This is a genomic window from Facivitalis istanbulensis (genome assembly GCF_040560405.1).
In the GTDB taxonomy this organism is placed as follows: domain Bacteria; phylum Pseudomonadota; class Alphaproteobacteria; order Sphingomonadales; family Sphingomonadaceae; genus Sphingomonas; species Sphingomonas istanbulensis.
Window position 1 is genome coordinate 48,557 of sequence record NZ_JAVSCQ010000012.1, and the last position, 14,820, is coordinate 63,376.

The 14,820-nt window shown below is 68.8% G+C and carries 18 protein-coding genes and 1 tRNA gene; 13 read left to right on the top strand and 6 right to left on the bottom strand.

Annotated elements, in window-relative coordinates; translation table 11 throughout:
• Positions 1–158 precede the first annotated feature (158 nt).
• The 4 genes from rpmI to RN629_RS09365 all read left to right on the top strand — a co-directional run bounded on the left by rpmI (position 159) and on the right by RN629_RS09365 (position 1,751).
• Complete coding sequence (gene rpmI, locus RN629_RS09350) at positions 159–362, top strand: 50S ribosomal protein L35 (protein ID WP_007406658.1); 204 nt, start codon at positions 159–161, stop codon at positions 360–362.
• A 21-nt stretch (positions 363–383) separates the two neighbouring features.
• On the top strand, positions 384–749 hold the full coding sequence (gene rplT / locus RN629_RS09355; RefSeq protein ID WP_261268354.1) for a 50S ribosomal protein L20: 366 nt from the start codon (positions 384–386) through the stop codon (positions 747–749).
• Positions 750–941: 192 nt separating this feature from the next.
• Complete coding sequence (locus tag RN629_RS09360; protein ID WP_407034984.1) at positions 942–1,310, top strand: hypothetical protein; 369 nt, start codon at positions 942–944, stop codon at positions 1,308–1,310.
• Positions 1,311–1,346: 36 nt separating this feature from the next.
• A complete protein-coding gene (locus tag RN629_RS09365; RefSeq protein ID WP_407034985.1) occupies positions 1,347–1,751 on the top strand; it encodes a DUF1489 family protein in 405 nt (134 codons plus the stop codon).
• A 114-nt stretch (positions 1,752–1,865) separates the two neighbouring features.
• Here the strand turns inward: RN629_RS09365 and RN629_RS09370 are convergent, their stop codons facing one another.
• Positions 1,866–2,465, bottom strand: coding sequence for an ankyrin repeat domain-containing protein (locus RN629_RS09370; RefSeq protein ID WP_407034986.1), 600 nt, complete (start codon positions 2,463–2,465; stop codon positions 1,866–1,868).
• A gap of 69 nt (positions 2,466–2,534) precedes the next feature.
• Here RN629_RS09370 and RN629_RS09375 point away from each other — a divergent pair, with 69 nt between their 5' ends.
• The 3 genes from RN629_RS09375 to RN629_RS09385 are packed head-to-tail and all read left to right on the top strand — an operon-like array spanning position 2,535 to position 4,218.
• Complete coding sequence (locus tag RN629_RS09375; RefSeq protein WP_407034987.1) at positions 2,535–3,125, top strand: SCO family protein; 591 nt, start codon at positions 2,535–2,537, stop codon at positions 3,123–3,125.
• Entirely contained in the window at positions 3,125–3,553 is a 429-nt protein-coding gene (locus RN629_RS09380) for a YcgN family cysteine cluster protein (protein ID WP_407034988.1), read from the top strand. The genes RN629_RS09375 and RN629_RS09380 overlap by 1 nt, the downstream gene beginning before the upstream one ends.
• Entirely contained in the window at positions 3,550–4,218 is a 669-nt protein-coding gene (locus RN629_RS09385; RefSeq protein ID WP_407034989.1) for a M48 family metallopeptidase, read from the top strand. Before RN629_RS09380 ends, RN629_RS09385 begins: the two co-directional genes overlap by 4 nt.
• Here the strand turns inward: RN629_RS09385 and RN629_RS09390 are convergent.
• Positions 4,194–6,404: a transglycosylase domain-containing protein gene (locus RN629_RS09390; protein WP_407034990.1), complete on the bottom strand. Its 2,211-nt coding sequence runs from the start codon at positions 6,402–6,404 to the stop codon at positions 4,194–4,196. The genes RN629_RS09385 and RN629_RS09390 overlap by 25 nt on opposite strands.
• Before the next feature lie 234 nt (positions 6,405–6,638).
• Here RN629_RS09390 and RN629_RS09395 point away from each other — a divergent pair, with 234 nt between their 5' ends.
• Positions 6,639–7,232, top strand: a complete 594-nt coding sequence (locus RN629_RS09395) for a PilZ domain-containing protein (RefSeq protein ID WP_407034991.1) — start codon at positions 6,639–6,641, stop codon at positions 7,230–7,232.
• Positions 7,233–7,325: 93 nt separating this feature from the next.
• Here the strand turns inward: RN629_RS09395 and RN629_RS09400 are convergent.
• Positions 7,326–7,412, bottom strand: a tRNA-Leu gene (locus RN629_RS09400).
• Positions 7,413–7,595: 183 nt separating this feature from the next.
• Between RN629_RS09400 and RN629_RS09405 the strand changes: the two genes are divergently transcribed.
• Positions 7,596–8,981, top strand: coding sequence for an MATE family efflux transporter (locus RN629_RS09405; RefSeq protein WP_407034992.1), 1,386 nt, complete (start codon positions 7,596–7,598; stop codon positions 8,979–8,981).
• A gap of 12 nt (positions 8,982–8,993) precedes the next feature.
• On the opposite strand, the gene RN629_RS09410 is transcribed toward RN629_RS09405, so the two are convergent.
• Positions 8,994–9,731: a zinc-ribbon domain-containing protein gene (locus RN629_RS09410; protein WP_407034993.1), complete on the bottom strand. Its 738-nt coding sequence runs from the start codon at positions 9,729–9,731 to the stop codon at positions 8,994–8,996.
• 160 nt (positions 9,732–9,891) lie between these two features.
• On the opposite strand from RN629_RS09410, the gene ftsE reads away from it, so the two are divergent.
• The 4 genes from ftsE to RN629_RS09430 are packed head-to-tail and all read left to right on the top strand — an operon-like array spanning position 9,892 to position 12,746.
• Positions 9,892–10,620 carry a cell division ATP-binding protein FtsE gene (gene ftsE / locus RN629_RS09415; protein WP_407034994.1) on the top strand — a complete coding sequence of 243 codons (729 nt, stop codon included), beginning with the start codon at positions 9,892–9,894 and terminating at the stop codon, positions 10,618–10,620.
• Complete coding sequence (locus RN629_RS09420; RefSeq protein ID WP_407034995.1) at positions 10,617–11,519, top strand: cell division protein FtsX; 903 nt, start codon at positions 10,617–10,619, stop codon at positions 11,517–11,519. The genes ftsE and RN629_RS09420 overlap by 4 nt, the downstream gene beginning before the upstream one ends.
• A gap of 1 nt (position 11,520) precedes the next feature.
• Positions 11,521–12,054 (top strand): YdcF family protein, encoded by a 534-nt coding sequence (locus RN629_RS09425; RefSeq protein ID WP_407034996.1) that lies wholly within the window; start codon positions 11,521–11,523, stop codon positions 12,052–12,054.
• The gene (locus RN629_RS09430; protein ID WP_407034997.1) at positions 12,051–12,746 is read left to right on the top strand and encodes a lysophospholipid acyltransferase family protein; all 696 of its coding nucleotides are present in this window, start codon (positions 12,051–12,053) and stop codon (positions 12,744–12,746) included. Before RN629_RS09425 ends, RN629_RS09430 begins: the two co-directional genes overlap by 4 nt.
• A 54-nt stretch (positions 12,747–12,800) precedes the next feature.
• Here the strand turns inward: RN629_RS09430 and RN629_RS09435 are convergent, their stop codons facing one another.
• A complete protein-coding gene (locus RN629_RS09435; protein ID WP_407034998.1) occupies positions 12,801–13,712 on the bottom strand; it encodes a prephenate/arogenate dehydrogenase family protein in 912 nt (303 codons plus the stop codon).
• Complete coding sequence (hisC, locus tag RN629_RS09440) at positions 13,712–14,818, bottom strand: histidinol-phosphate transaminase (protein WP_407034999.1); 1,107 nt, start codon at positions 14,816–14,818, stop codon at positions 13,712–13,714. The genes RN629_RS09435 and hisC overlap by 1 nt, the downstream gene beginning before the upstream one ends.
• Between the last annotated feature and the right edge of the window lie 2 nt (positions 14,819–14,820).

The following is a 14,820-nucleotide window of genomic DNA, read 5'->3' on the forward strand; positions in this document are numbered from 1 at the left end:
GGTTCCCTTCGCGGCCCTGTAGCGGCTCCGCCGACCCACGGTTGCAATCCATGCCCGCTTCGTCTAAGTGGCCCGCTTCCCGAGCGAGGTGTCACGAACGGCCCGGCCATCAGGGCTGCCGCGGCCGTTTCTGCCTTGCTCACAGCGAAAGGACCAAAATGCCCAAGCTCAAGACCAAGAGCGGCGTCAAGAAGCGCTTCAAGCTCACCGCCACCGGCAAGCTCAAGCACGGCGTCGCCGGCAAGCGCCACCGCCTGATCAGCCACAATGGCAAGTATATCCGCCAGAACCGCGGCACCTCGGTCCTGTCCGATGCCGACACCAAGACCGTGAAGGCCTGGGCGCCTTACGGCCTGAACTGATTTCTGGAAGGATAGAGAGATATGGCACGCGTCAAGCGGGGCACGACCACCAAGGCGAAGCATAAGCGGATTCTGGAACAGGCGAAGGGCTATTATGGCCGTCGCAAGAACACCATCCGCATCGCGCGCCAGGCCGTCGAAAAGGCCGGTCAATATGCGTATCGCGACCGCAAGGTTAAGAAGCGGACCTTCCGTGGCCTGTGGATCCAGCGCATCAACGCCGGCGTCCGGGCCGAGGGCCTGACCTATTCGCAGTTCATGCACGGCCTGAAGCTGGCGGGCGTCGAACTGGACCGGAAGGTCCTGGCCGACATCGCGATGCACGAGGGTGAAGCCTTCTCGGCGATCATCGCGCAGGCGAAGGCCGCTCTGCCGCAGGCCGCGTAATCCGCGACTGACGGTTAGCGCCGGAAATCAGGAAGGGCGTCGGTGGGGTTCCACCGGCGCCCTTTTCGTGTCTGAAGGAAAGCGTGCGCCCTCCTTTCATCCACCCGTCATCGCGGGGTCATCGGCCAGGGTATGGAGTGGGCGAATGTCCTTTCCCTGGCCTTGCTGCCCGGCCTCGATGGAGAGTCGCTCATGATCGTTCTGGCATGGTTTGCGATGATGTCGGGCGAGGCGGGAACCGCTCCGGCCCCGCGTGCCTTCGACGATATGGCGCGCCGTGCCGAGGCCATGTGCCCGGCACGTCATGCGGCGACGATCACCCCCGGCGATCTGGACAGCGTGCAGAGCGCGTTTCGGCAATCCCTGTCACCTGCCCTGCGCCATCGACTGGGTGCGGTGAATCGCGCCGGGCCGCGTTGCACGCATCAGAACGGGCTGAGCTGTCCGACCAACGAGACCCTGCTGGCCTATCAGCGCCTGCAATGGATGCCGCGCTTCGTCGCCTATCTCTGTACCCATCCCAATCCCGTGACCGTGAGCCACCCCGTGTCGCATCTCTAGCTATCCCGGACGTCTGCCCCCACATGGGGCGGCGACATGGCGCTTCATCTGACCAAGGTCGCATTCGGGGCGGCCAGTATCGATCATCTTTCCGAACGACTGGCGATGCGGGCCGAGGAAGGCCCGGTGTTCCTCACCACCCGCTATCTGCCCAAGCGGCATGAGGAGGTGGCGGGGCAGGGGTCGTTGTTCTGGATATTGAAGCATCAACTGGTCGCGCGCTCGCCGATCCTGTTGTTCGGCGAGGCGGAGGGCGGGCGCTGCGCCATCCATATCGATCCGAAGCTGGTGCTGGTCCAGGCGCTGCCCCGCCGCGCGCATCAGGGCTGGCGCTATCTGGAGGCGGCGGACGCGCCCCCGGATCTCAGCGGTGCGGCGACGGGGATCGAGACCATGCCGCCGGTGTTGGTGGGCAAGCTGGTGGAGCTGGGCCTGATCTGATCCCCCCTTCCGGCATCGGGCGGGGAAGGTCGGCGGAAGGGGGCGTGCCAAGCCCCCTTGGTCAGGCCTTGCCCCTGCCGCCCCGTGCGGGGACGGACCGGGGCATGGCCGTCGTCAGAATTTCGGACCCGCGACCGCCGCCCGGGTCTTCTTGGGCGTTTCGGCGAATAGCTTGGCGATGGCGGTGTTGCGCGTGTCCTGCGTCGCATATTCGCGCGCGGACAGCCCGGCGATATTGTCCGCCTGATCCGGATCGCCCCCGGCGGCGAGCAATTCGCGGACCATCACGATGTCGTGGCGCTGCACCGCGCGGATCAGCGGCGTCTCGCCGGCGGCATTGGCGAGGTTGGGATTGGCCTTGGCCGCCGCCAGGATGCGGATCAGCTCGGGCTGGCCCGCCGCTACGGCCAGCAGCAGCGGCGTGTTGCCGCGCCCGTCGCGCATATTGGGGTCGGCCCCCTTTTGCAGCAGATAGCGCAGATAGGTTTCGTCGCCGCGCTTGATGACGATGTGCAGCGCCCCTTCGCCGGTCGTCACGTCGCGGGTGTTGATGATGTTGCTGCCCGGGCGTCCGAGCATGTCGGTCACCTCATTGCCCTTGGCGTCCTTCACCGCCTGAAGGAATTTGTAGCTTTCCGACTGCATCATCTGGGCACCCGCGGGCATGGCGAGGCCAGCCAGAAGCATGGCGGCGAACAGGGGGCGAAGGGACATTCGGATCGTTCCTGAGCAATGGGGCATGGCTTGCAACCGGCGATTTATCACAGCAAGGCTATCGGCGTCATGACCCGATTATCCTTGTCTTTCCTGATGGGGCTGAGCCTGATGCTCGGCGCCTGTGGCTCCTCCGATCCGGTGGCCCGGCCGCCGCTGGCGGGGGCGAAGATCGGCGGGCCGTTCCGCCTGACCGCGGGGGATGGGCGCAGCGTCACCGATCGCGATTTTGCGGGCCGCTACCGGGTCGTCTATTTCGGCTATACTTTCTGTCCCGATGTCTGCCCCACCGACATGCAGGCGATCGGCGCGGGGTTGAGGCTGCTCGAACGGCGCGCGCCGGCGAAGGCGGCCAAGGTCGCCGCGCTGTTCATCACCGTCGACCCCGCCCGCGACACGCCCGCCGTGGTGCGCCAGTTCGCCGCGACCTTTTCCCCGCGCATCATCGGCCTGACCGGCACGCCGAAGCAGATCGCGGCGGTGAAGACCGCCTATGGCGTCTGGTCGCAAAAGGGCGAGGCGTCGCCGGGGGGCGGCTATCTCGTCAACCATACGCGCCAGGTCTATCTGATGGACCCCGACGGCAAGCCGCTGGCGCTGATCCCTGCCGATCAGGGGCCGGAGGCGGTTGCCGCGTCGCTCGAGCAATGGGTCCGATAATGGAGCGATTCTGGGAAAAGCCGATCGAGCGGCTCGACCGCGCGCAATGGGAGGCGCTGTGCGATGGGTGCGGCAAATGCTGTATCCACAAGCTGGAGGATGAGGAGACCGGCGAGCTGGTGCCGACCAATGTCGCCTGCCGCCTGCTCGACCGGCGGTCGGGGCAATGCTCCAATTATCGCCATCGGCGCGCCTTCGTGTCCGAATGCGTGCGGCTGACCATGGGCAATGTCCGGGCGATCGACTGGTTGCCCACCACCTGCGCCTATCGGCTGCGCGCGGCGGGCGAGGCCCTGCCCGAATGGCATTATCTGATCTGCGGCGACCGCGAGGCGGTGCATCGCGCGGGGCAATCGGTGCGTGGCTGGACGATCAGCGAGGATGATGCGGGCGATTTCGAGAATCACATCGTGGATCGCGAATTGTGATCGACGAGATTGTCCGTCACCCGACGGCCAAGCGCATCCGTCTCAGCGTCGATCCCGCCACCGGCACCGCCAGGTTGATCCTGCCGCGCCGCGCCGTGTTGAAGACCGCGCTCGCCTGGGCCGAGGACAAGAAGGACTGGCTCGCCGAGCAACGCGCGCGCCTGCCCCGGGCGCGGCCCTTCGTGCCGGGCGCGGTCATCCCCTTTGGCGACCGGATGCTGACGCTGCACTGGGAAGAGGGCCGCCGACGGGTCATCCAGCTGGATGGTGAAATCCTGTCCGCCTCCGGTCCGGTCGACACGCTGGGCCGGCGGGTCGAGATGTGGCTGAAGCGCCAGGCGCTGGAGGTGCTGGCGCGCGAGACGGCGGAGTTCGCGCGCCTCGCCGATGTCACCGTGTCCAGGGTCAGTGTCGCCGACCCCAAGGCGCGCTGGGGAAGCTGCGCCTCCTCAGGCGCGATCCGCTATAGCTGGCGGTTGATCCTCGCGCCCGGCTTCGTGCGGCGCGCCACCGTCGCGCATGAGGTCGCGCACCGCGTGCACATGAATCACGCGCCGGCCTTCCACGCGCTGGTCGCCGAATTGCTGGGCAAGGACCCGGCGCCCGCCATCGCCTGGTTGCGACAGCATGGCGCGGAGCTTCACTGGTTCGGGCGTTCGTCCTGACGATCGCGCGGCGGCGCGGGGCGTGCCGGAGCAGTGCCCCGCGCATCGCCGCCACGCTGCGCTGACCCCGATCCGCGGCCCGTCACCCGGTCGATCCAGGCCTGGTCCAGCCGCTGCTGCGGCTGGGGCGGCGTGGCCGGGGTCGCGGGGGTGTCGGGCTGCGTGGGTTGTCCCGGTTGCTGGATCGGCGCGGGCGCGGCGGGATCGCGGCGGGTCGGGATCTCCATCGTCTCGCCGCCGTCCTGCCCATCGCCCGCCGTCGGGGGTAGCGGGTTGCCGTTGGCATCGACGCCCGCCACGCCATTGTCGGGCTGGCCGAAATAGCTCTCCTCATCGGGTTCGAGCTGCCATTCGGGCAGCGTTACCTGCGTGTCGAACTGCTCGATCGGGCGGTTGGCGACCGCGACGCGCATATAGTCGGCAAAGGCCCGCGCGGGCGCGGCGCCGCCGTGTAGTCCGGCGACCGGCTTGCCATTGTCGCGGCCCATCCACACGCCGGTGGTGATCCCGCTCGAAAAGCCGAGGAACCAGCCATCCTTGGAACTGCTGGTCGTGCCGGTCTTGCCCGCCACCGGGCGGCCGATCTGCGCGGCGCGGCCGGTGCCGGTGTTGACCGTGGTCTGGAGCAGGTCGGTCATCTCCGCCGCGACATAGGGCGCCACCAGCACATGGCTGCGATCCACCTCATGGGTATAAATGGTCTGGCCGTTCGCCGTCACCTTGGTGATGCCATAGGGGGTGACCTTCACCCCCTTGTTCGCGACGCTGGCAAAGGCGCTGGTCATGTCGATCACCCGCACCTCCGACGTACCCAGCACCATCGACGGGTGGGTGTTGACCGGGGTGGTGATGCCGAAGCGGCGGGCCATGTCGGCGACCGTCTGGAACCCGACCTCCTGGCCCAGCTTCGCCGCGATCGTGTTCAGCGAATAGGCGAAGGCGGTGCGCAGGGACACGCTGCCCGAATTGCGCCGCGAATCGTTGCGCGGGGACCAGCCGTCGATCGTGACGGGTTCGTCGACGATCTGGTCCTCTGGCTTGTGCCCGGCCTCCAGCGCGGCGAGATAGACGAACAGCTTGAACGACGACCCCGGCTGGCGCACCGCGGTCACCGCCCGGTTATAGTTGGTCGCGACATAATCCTTGCCGCCCACCATGGCGCGGACCGCGCCGTCGCGGTCCAGGCTGACCAGCGCGCCTTGCGTCCCCTCGGGCGCATCGGTGCGGATCGCGGTGTCGGCGGCCCGCTGCATGCCCAGGTCCAGCGTCGTCCACACGTCGAGCGGCGCGGTCTGCTCGTCGATCAGCGTGTCGAGCTGGGGCAGCGCCCAGTCGGTGAAATAGCGGACCGAGTTCTGCCTGGGCTCGGGGGCGAGTTTCAATCCTTGCGGATCGGCGTTGGCGGCCTGGTCGGCGGAGATGAACCCGTTGCGCTGCATCTGCGCGATGACCACGCCCGCGCGGCCCACGGCGGCGGCGGCATCGGCGGTCGGGGAATAGTTGGACGGGGCCTTGACCAGCCCGGCGATCACCGCGGCTTCGGGCAGGCTCAGATGATCCGCGCCATGGCCGAAGAATTTGCGACTCGCGGCATCGATGCCGTACGCGCCGCCGCCATAATAGACCTTGTTGAGATAGAGCTCGAGGATCTGGTCCTTGGAGAATTTCAGCTCCATCGCCAGCGCCAGGATCGCCTCGCGGAACTTGCGCGCGAATTTCTTCTGGTTGTTCAGGAAGATGGTGCGCGTGATCTGCTGGGTGATGGTCGAGCCGCCCTGTCGCCAGTGGCCCTTTTCGAAGCGGACCTCGATCGACCGGGCGATGCCGATCGGATCGACGCCGGGATGTTCGCGGAACCGGCGATCCTCGACCGCGACGGTCGCGTCGCGCATCACCTGCGGAATCCGGTCATAGGGCAGCCATTCGCCATAGCTGGGCCCGAGCGACACGATCACCGTGCCGTCGGCGGCATGGACGCGGATCATCTGGCCGTTGGGCGAGGATTTCAGCTCGTCGAAGCTGGGCAGTTGCGACTTGGCGACGAAGACCGCGATGGCGAGCGCGCCGGCGGACAGGACGCCCAGTCCGATCAGGACCTGCAGGGTTACGACGATCCGGCGCCGCCAGGGGGAGCGGGGCTTGGACGAACGAGGCCGGGGAGACCGGGAAGACGACGCGCGAGGCATGAGAGGCCGTGCGAAATACTAGGCTTTGGGAGCGACGACAAGCGGCGGTGGCGCCCCATTTGCACAAGCGGTGGCCCGTGATGCCCCGCTTCGCCGCAGGATACGGCTTTTCCGTCATTTCGATGGGAGGGTCTGTTAATTTTTTATAGGGGATGGATTAGTAGTGGAACAACACCACGGGCGAGCCGGAGCCATGCCGTGCCCGGTCGCCGGGGTGGGAGTTAAGGGAAACGGATGGAACAGGTCGAGCAGCAGGAGTCCGCCGCCGCCATGGAACGACGGGCTGGCAAGCGGCATTCGGCTGTCCTGTTGCTGGGCAAGCTGTGCGGCGCGGAGCCGGGCGTCTGCCTGGTCCATAATATCTCCGCCAACGGCCTGATGGCGCGATTCGTCGTCGCGCCGCATGTCGGCGATTCGATCGAGGTCGAGGTGCGGGGCCTGCCGCCGGTGCGCGGCACGGTGCGCTGGGTCCGCGGGCAGAAGGCCGGCGTCCAGTTCGATTCGCCGCAACCCTATGAGCGTATCTTCTCGACCCATAACGAAGACGGCACCACCCCGCGTCCGCCGCGATTCGACGTATCGATGGCGGTCGAGGTGCGGCTGGGCGATCGCAAGTTCATGGCGGAGATGTGCGACGTGTCGGCCGGTGGCGCCAAGCTGGATGCCACCGCCGCGGTCGAGCCGGGGCAGGCGGGCCAGATCCTGATGCGCCCGTCGGGAACCGCGATCTTCGGCACCATCTGCTGGGTGAAGGAAGGGCGCTTCGGCTTCCGCTTCGTATCGCCGTTGCCCATTGCGACCCTGGCCGACCTGGTCGTACGCAAATAAGGCGCTGGCCCCGATCGGAAGGTCGGGGCGGGAGCCGTCACGGCGATTCGTCGGAAAGGGGAGGCCGCGATCAATACGGCGTCCGGATAAATCTGGTGCGGTCGAGAAGACTCGAACTTCCACGGCCTTTCGGCCACAACGACCTCAACGTTGCGCGTCTACCAATTCCGCCACGACCGCACTCGATAGTCTCCTCCGAACGGGCCGGAGGGCTGGTAGGCGGGTGCCCCTAGCAAAGCGATACGGGGAGCGCAATGGTGTTTCGTGTTGATCCCTGCGCATGGCCTCGCGATGGGGAACGGGCAGAGCGCGCCACGCAATCATCGCTTGGGACTGGCGCAGCCCAGCGGCTAAGCACGCGGCATGACAAGATCTTCACCCTTGCCGTCATCCGGGCCGATGGGCGCGACTCCGGGCGTGGAGGTGCGGCGGTTGCTGGCGCTGGCATGGCCGGTGATGCTGACCAGCCTGAACTGGACGATCCTGCACGTCACCGACGTGATCGTCGTCGGCATGGTCGGCGAGCATGAGGTGGCCGCGCTGTCGGCCAGCCGGTCCTTGACCTATATCGCGGTCGTTACCGGGCTCGCCGGGTTGTCGGGTGTGCTGGTCCGTGCCGCGCGCGCGGACGGGGCGGGGGATTTGCCCGCGACGGGGCAGGCGTTGCGCGACGGCCTGGTGCTGGGGCTGGTGCTGGGCGTGGCGGCGATGCTCATCATGGGGCTTGGCGGTGCGGGCCTGTTGGGTGGCATTGGCGTCGCCCCCGCGCTGGTCGAACCCGGCGCGCGGGTCGTGGCGGTGATGGCGCTGGGCTATCCCTTTCAGATGGTGCTGATCGCGGCGAGCTTCTTCCTGGAGGGGATCAGCCGCCCGCGCCGGGTGACGATGGTCAATCTGTCGATGCTGCCGATCAATGCGGTGCTCGCCTGGGCGCTGGCGAGCGGGCAACTGGGCCTGCCCACTCTGGGCGCGGTCGGGGCGGCGCTGGCGACGGTCATCGCCTCCGCGCTGGGATCGGTGGCGATGGTGGTCAGCGCGATGACCTTGCCACGCGGGGCGGCACGCGGCGTGCGCCGCTTCGATCGCGCGGCCTGGGCCCCGACCCTGGCGGGCGCCATGGGACTGGCTCGCTTCGGGATCGTTCCCGCCATCGCCTCGGGGCTGGAACTGGCGGGCTTCGCGATCCTGATCGCGCTGTCGACCCGGCTGGGCGACGCGACCGCGCATGGGTTTCAGATCGTCTTCTCGCTGCACAATGTCACCTTCGCGCTGGCGCTCGGGCTGGGATCGGCGGCGGGGGTGCGCGCGGGCAATGCGGTGGGGGAGGGCGTGCCGCGCGCGGCGCTGGGTCGCACCCTGGTCGCGGCTGCCCTTGCCGCGCTGGCGATGGGTGTGTGCAGCCTGCCGCTGTTGATCGAGGCGCGGACGATCGTCGCGCTGTTCCCCGCCATGCCCGCCGCGCATATGGCTGCGGCGGCGATGCTGACGATCTGGGCCCCGTTCATCCTGTTCGACGGGATCCAAGTGGTGCTGGTCTATGCGCTGCGCTCTCTCGGCGACCAGGTGGCGGCGGGGATCAACAGCATCATTGCCTATTTCATCGTCACCGGCGGCCTCGGCTGGATCCTGGTCGCCGGGGGCTGGGGCGCGGCGGCGCTGGCCTGGGCCTCGGGCGTGGGCATGCTGGTGGCGGCGATCCTGCACGGCGCGCGCTTCTGGTGGATCGCCAGGCGGCTGGCGCGGGCCTGAGCGGCCGGCCGGTCAGTCGACCGCGCCGCCCTCGCCCGCAAAGCTCAGGTCCAGCCGCTTGGAACTGGGCGGCACGTCGAGCTTGGCCGAATTGAAGTCCATCGACGCGCCGGGGCCCAGCGTCCGCTGCTGTGGCGCGATCGTCCAGGAAAAGACGGTGCGGCCCTGCGCATCCTTCAATTCGGCGCGCAGGTCGGGCACGCGCTGCTGCCCGGCGGACGGATTGATGATCTGCCCCGAAATAGCGAAGAGTTCGGACCCGTTTTCCAGCTCGCGCCGCTCGATCGGGTTGGACCGCAGTTCCAGCGCCGACTCGGTGCTGCCGACGCCCAGCCAGCCACCGATGCCCGGCATGCCCGTCCACAGGATCGCGGCGGTCCCCAGCAGCATCAACAGGCCCGCCACGATGGCGCCGATCGTCCAGCGGCGCACCGGGTTGCGGCGCGCGCGGAAGGGCGGGCGATGGGCGAAGGCGTCGAAACCCTGATCCTCCTGCGCCAGGATCGGCGGCGCGGGTGGCGGCACGAAGACGGGGGGCGATGCGGGCGGCGGCGCTTCCGCCACCATGTCGACGGATTCTTCGCTCCGTGCCGTCTCGACCGGGTGGTCGGGCATCGGCTGATCCGGCTCGGGCGGGGACTGGAACCAGCTATGGCGGCAATTGGCGCAGCGCACGGTCCGCCCCTCGGGCCCGATCGCGCTGTCGGGCACCAGATAGCGGGTGCGGCACTCGGGGCATTCGAGGATCATGCGGAACGGCACTTCAACACACGGGGCGGAAGCCAACCGGAACGGGCCTCCATGAACGGCCAGTAAGCACGCCCGCCCCGGCTGTGGCAAGCATTGAAGCGCCGGGCATACCGCGCGGGAGCTTGAAGCGGCGGCGGGGCCATGCCAAGGCCTGCAAGGCATGGCGAGCATTGTCCAGTTCGAGAATGTCGGTCTGCGATACGGCGCGGGGGAGGAAACCCTGTGCGATGTCAGCTTTACCCTGCGATCGGGCGAATTCTATTTCCTGACCGGGGCCAGCGGCGCGGGCAAGACCTCGCTCCTGCGCCTGCTCTATCTTTCGCAGCGGCCCAGCCGGGGCATCATCCGCCTGTTCGGTGAGGATGCGGTCATCCTTCCGCGCGACCGGCTGCCCGGCTTCCGGCGGCGGATCGGGGTGGTGTTCCAGGATTTTCGCCTGATCCCGCATCTGTCCGCCGCCGACAACATCGCGCTTCCCCTTCGCGTCGCGGGCATGGCCGAAACGGAGATCGCCCGCGCGGTGCGGGAGATGCTGGCCTGGATCGGTCTGTCCGAACGGGCGGGAGCGCGGCCCGCCACCCTGTCGGGTGGGGAACAGCAACGGGTGGCGATCGCGCGCGCGGTGATCGCGCGGCCCGAACTGCTGGTCGCCGACGAACCGACGGGCAATGTCGACCCCGCCATGGCCGAGCGCCTGCTCCATTTGTTCCATTCGCTCCACCGGCTGGGCACGACGGTGGTGATGGCGACGCATGATCTCCACCTGATCGAGCGGGTGCCCGAGGGGCATCGCATGCATCTCGATCGCGGGCGGATGGTCCCGCCCGATGCGGTGCCGCCCGCGCCCCGCTCGGTGCCGGGATCGACGCTCATACGGAGCGGCCTGTGATCCGCCTGTCGCTTCGCAAGGCGCGCGGCGGGGCGGAGGCGCGCGCGCTGGACGATGTCGGCGGCGCGCGGGTGATGAGCTGGGTCATCGCGATCATGCTGTTCCTGACCCTGCTCGCCGGGGCGGCGGGGCTGGCGACGGGACAGGCGGCGCGGGCACTCGATCGGCAGATGGCGGGGCGGCTGACCGTGCAGGTGGTCGAGGGAGAGGCGCAGCGCCGCGATGCCGCCGCCACGCGGGTGCTGGCCGTGCTGCGCGCGCACAAGGATGTCGCACGGGCGCGGGCGGTGCCGCAGGCCGATCTGGCGCGGATGCTGGAACCCTGGCTGGGCAACGATGCCGGGGCGGCGGGGCTGCCGATCCCCGCGCTGATCGATGTCGACCTGACCAGCGATGACGGTGCGGCGGTGGCGCGGGTCGCCGCCAGCGTCACGCGGGCCAGCGCGGCGGCTCGTGTCGATTCGCACGCCACCTGGCTGGGGCCGGTCGGGCGGCTGCTCGATACCGCCGCCTGGCTGGCGGGGGCGATCATCCTGTTGATGCTGGGGGCGACGGCGGCGGTCGTGATGCTGGCGGCGCGCGCCGGGCTGGAGGCGCATCGCGGCACGATCGAGGTCATCCATATGCTGGGCGCGACCGACCGGCAGGTCGCGCGCCTGTTCCAGCGGCGCATCGCGCTCGACGCCGGGATCGGCGCGGTGGCGGGCAGCGTGTTCGCGGTGGCCGCGATCCTGTTGATCGCGCGGCAGGTGGGAGCGCTGGAATCGCAGCTCCTCGGCGGGCTGCGGCTGGGGCCGGCGGATCTGGCGATGCTGTTCGCCCTGCCCTTCGGCTTCGTCGCGCTGGCGGTGCTGGCGGCGCGGCTGGCCGTGCTGGGCCAGATGCGGCGGATGCTCTGAGATGCTGCGGCTGATCGGTCTTGCGATGCTGGCATGGTGCCTGGGCTTTGCGGTCTTCACCCTGACCCTGCCGCGCGCGCTGGAGAACAACACCACCGATGCGATCGTGGTGCCGACCGGCGGACCGGGGCGGATCGATCGCGGCATCGCGTTGCTCCAGGCGCATCAGGCCAAGAGGATGCTGGTCACCGGCGTCGCCCCCGGCGTGCGGCCGATCGATCTGGCGCGCACCTATCACACCCCGCGCGCGTTGTTCGCCTGCTGCATCGATCTGGGCGGCGAGGCGGTGGACACCCGGTCCAATGCCGAGGAGACGGCGAACTGGGTGCGCGAGCATGGCTATCGCACGGTGCGGCTCGTCACCTCCGACTGGCATTTGCCGCGCGCGCGGATGGAACTGGTCGCGGCGCTGGGCCCGCAAGTGGTGGTGCTGGGCGACGGGGTGCCATCCGAGCCGCGGCTGGGCACGCTGGTCAACGAATATAACAAGCTGATCCTGCGTCGGATCGCGCTTTGGACGGGAGTGGGGGCGTGATCCTGTTTCGCAACATCCTATTCGTGACGGTCTTCTATCCGGTGTCGGCGATGATGGTGCTTCTGTCGCCGGCGATCGCGCTGGGCGGACAGCGGGCGGTCATGCGGTGGGCGACGACCTGGACGCGGTTCCACGGCCTCTGCACGCGCTGGCTGCTGGGGATTCGCGTGGTGGTAGAGGGCCACCGGCCGGCCACGCCCGCGCTCTACCCCGCCAAGCACCAGGCGATGTTCGAGACGCTGGAGCTTCAGCGGCTGCTCGACGCTCCCGCCATGGTTCTGAAGCGCGAACTGATCGACATTCCGCTCTGGGGCTGGGCGGCGCGGCGCTATGGGGCGATCGTGGTGGACCGCAACGCCTCGGCCCGGGCGATGCGCGGCATGATGCGCGATGCGCAGGCCGCGCTGGCCGAGGGGCGCTCGATCCTGATCTTTCCCGAAGGCACGCGGGTGACGCCCGGCGAGACGCCGCCGCTCAAGCCCGGTTTCGCGGGGCTTTACCGGATGCTCAACCTGCCGGTGGTGCCGGTGGCGACCGATTCGGGGGATGTCTGGCCGCGCAAGGGGCTGAAGCGGCCGGGGGTGGTGACGTTGCGCTTCGGCGCGGTGGTTCCCCCCGGCCTGCCGCGCGCCGAGGCCGAGGCGAAGGTCCATGCCGCGATCAACGCGCTGGAGTGCGATCCTTCGCGATAGGACCGGGAAAGGGGGAAGGACGGCCGGGCGGGAACGCCTCCGCCATCCGAAGACCTATGGCTGATGGCTCCGCCCGAAATCCTCGCGCGCATCGTCCTGGCCCTGGTCGATGATCGAGCGGCGGATGGCGCGGGTCCGGCTGAACAGGTCGAACAGTTCGTCCCCCTTGCCCCAGCGGATCGCGCGCTGAAGCTGGCTGAGATCCTCCGAAAAGCGCTGGAGCATCTCCAGCACCGCTTCGCGATTGGTCAGGAACACGTCGCGCCACATGGTCGGATCCGACGCCGCGATGCGGGTGAAGTCGCGGAAGCCCCCCGCTGAATATTTGATGACCTCGGACTGGGTCACTTCCTCCAGATCGCTGGCGGTGCCCACGATCGTATAGGCGATGAGGTGCGGCAAATGGCTGGTGACGGCCAGCACCCGGTCGTGATGCTCGGGCGCCATCAGCTCGACATCGGCGCCCAGCCGCCGCCAGAATTCGGCGACCCGCTCGACCGCCAGCGCATCGGCACCCTCGGGCGGGGTGACGATGCACCAGCGCTTCTGGAACAGCGTGGCGAAGCCCGCCTCCGGCCCGCTGCGCTCGGTCCCCGCGACCGGGTGTGCGGGGATGATCGTCGCGCCGGGCAAGGCCTCGGTCAGCGCGGCGAGCACGGCGGCCTTGCAGCTTCCGACATCGGAGACGATCGCATCCTCGGGCAGGTCGTCGGCGAAGTCGGCGGCGACCGCGCCCATCGCGCCGACCGGCACGCACAGGATGACGAAGTCGGCGTCGATCACGCTCGCGCCTGCGGTGTCCGCGACGTCGTCCGCCAGGTCGAGCGCGCGCACCGTCTCGCGCACCGCCGGATCGGCGTCATAGGCGGTGATCCGTGCGGTGGGCATTGCCTTGCGCACGGCGCGCGCGACCGAGGAGCCGATCAGCCCCAGGCCGATGATCGTGATCCGGACGAAGGGCAGCATCAGTCGGCCGAAACCATTTGGCGCAGCGCGGCGACCACGCCCTTCACCTCATCCTCGGTGCCGATGGTGATGCGCAGGCCATGGCCGAGGCCCTGTCCGGGCAGCCAGCGGACGATGTACCCGGCATCCATCAGCCCGTGATAGGCGCGCTCAGCGGTCAGCGCGCCCTCGAACAGCACCAGCGAGAAGTTCGCCCTGGACGGTACGCAGCGCAGGCCCGCATTGCCGAGGCTCGCGATCTGCGCCTCGAACCAGCCGAGCCACTTGGCGTTGTGCGCGCGCGACGCCTCGACGAAGCAGCGGTCGCGGATCGCCTCGATCGCGGCGTTCTGCCCGGCGATGGTGACGTTGAACGGCGCGCGGATGCGGTGAAGCGCGTCGATGATCGGCGCGGCGGCATAGCCCCAGCCGATCCGCTCGGCGGCGAGGCCGTGAATCTTCGAGAAGGTCCGCGACACCAACACGTTGGATGCGGACTCGGCCAGCGCCAGGCCGCCATCATCCTCACCCGGCTCCAGATATTCGGCATAAGCCTGATCGAGGACCAGCAGGACATGGGGTGGCAGTCCCGCGTGCAGCCGGGCGATCTCGCCCGCACCCGCATAGGTGCCGGTCGGGTTGTTGGGATTGGCGACGAACACGACTTTCGTCTTGTCGGTGACGGCGGCCAGGATCGCATCGACATCGGTGGCATAGTCATGATCGGCGACCACCACCGGCGCCGCGCCGACCCGCCGGGTCGCGATTTCATAGACCGCAAAGCCGTAGCGGACATGGATGATCTCGTCCCCCGGTCCCGCAAACGCCCCCGCCGCGAGGTGCAGGATCTCGTCCGAGCCGGTGCCATAGATGATCCGCGCCGGATCGAGGCCATGCACCTGGCCGATCGCCTCGCGCAGCGCGGTCGCACCCGCATCGGGGTAGCGCTCCAGATGCGCGGCGGCGGCGGCGAAGGCGGCGCGGGCCTTTTCGCTGGTGCCCAGCGGATTCTCGTTGGACGAGAGTTTGGCGACCTTGCGACCGTCATCGGTCGTCGCGCGGCCGGGGACATAGGGAGCGATCGCCTTGACCCAGGCGATCGGTTCGGGAGCGTTGCGGTCGGTCATGG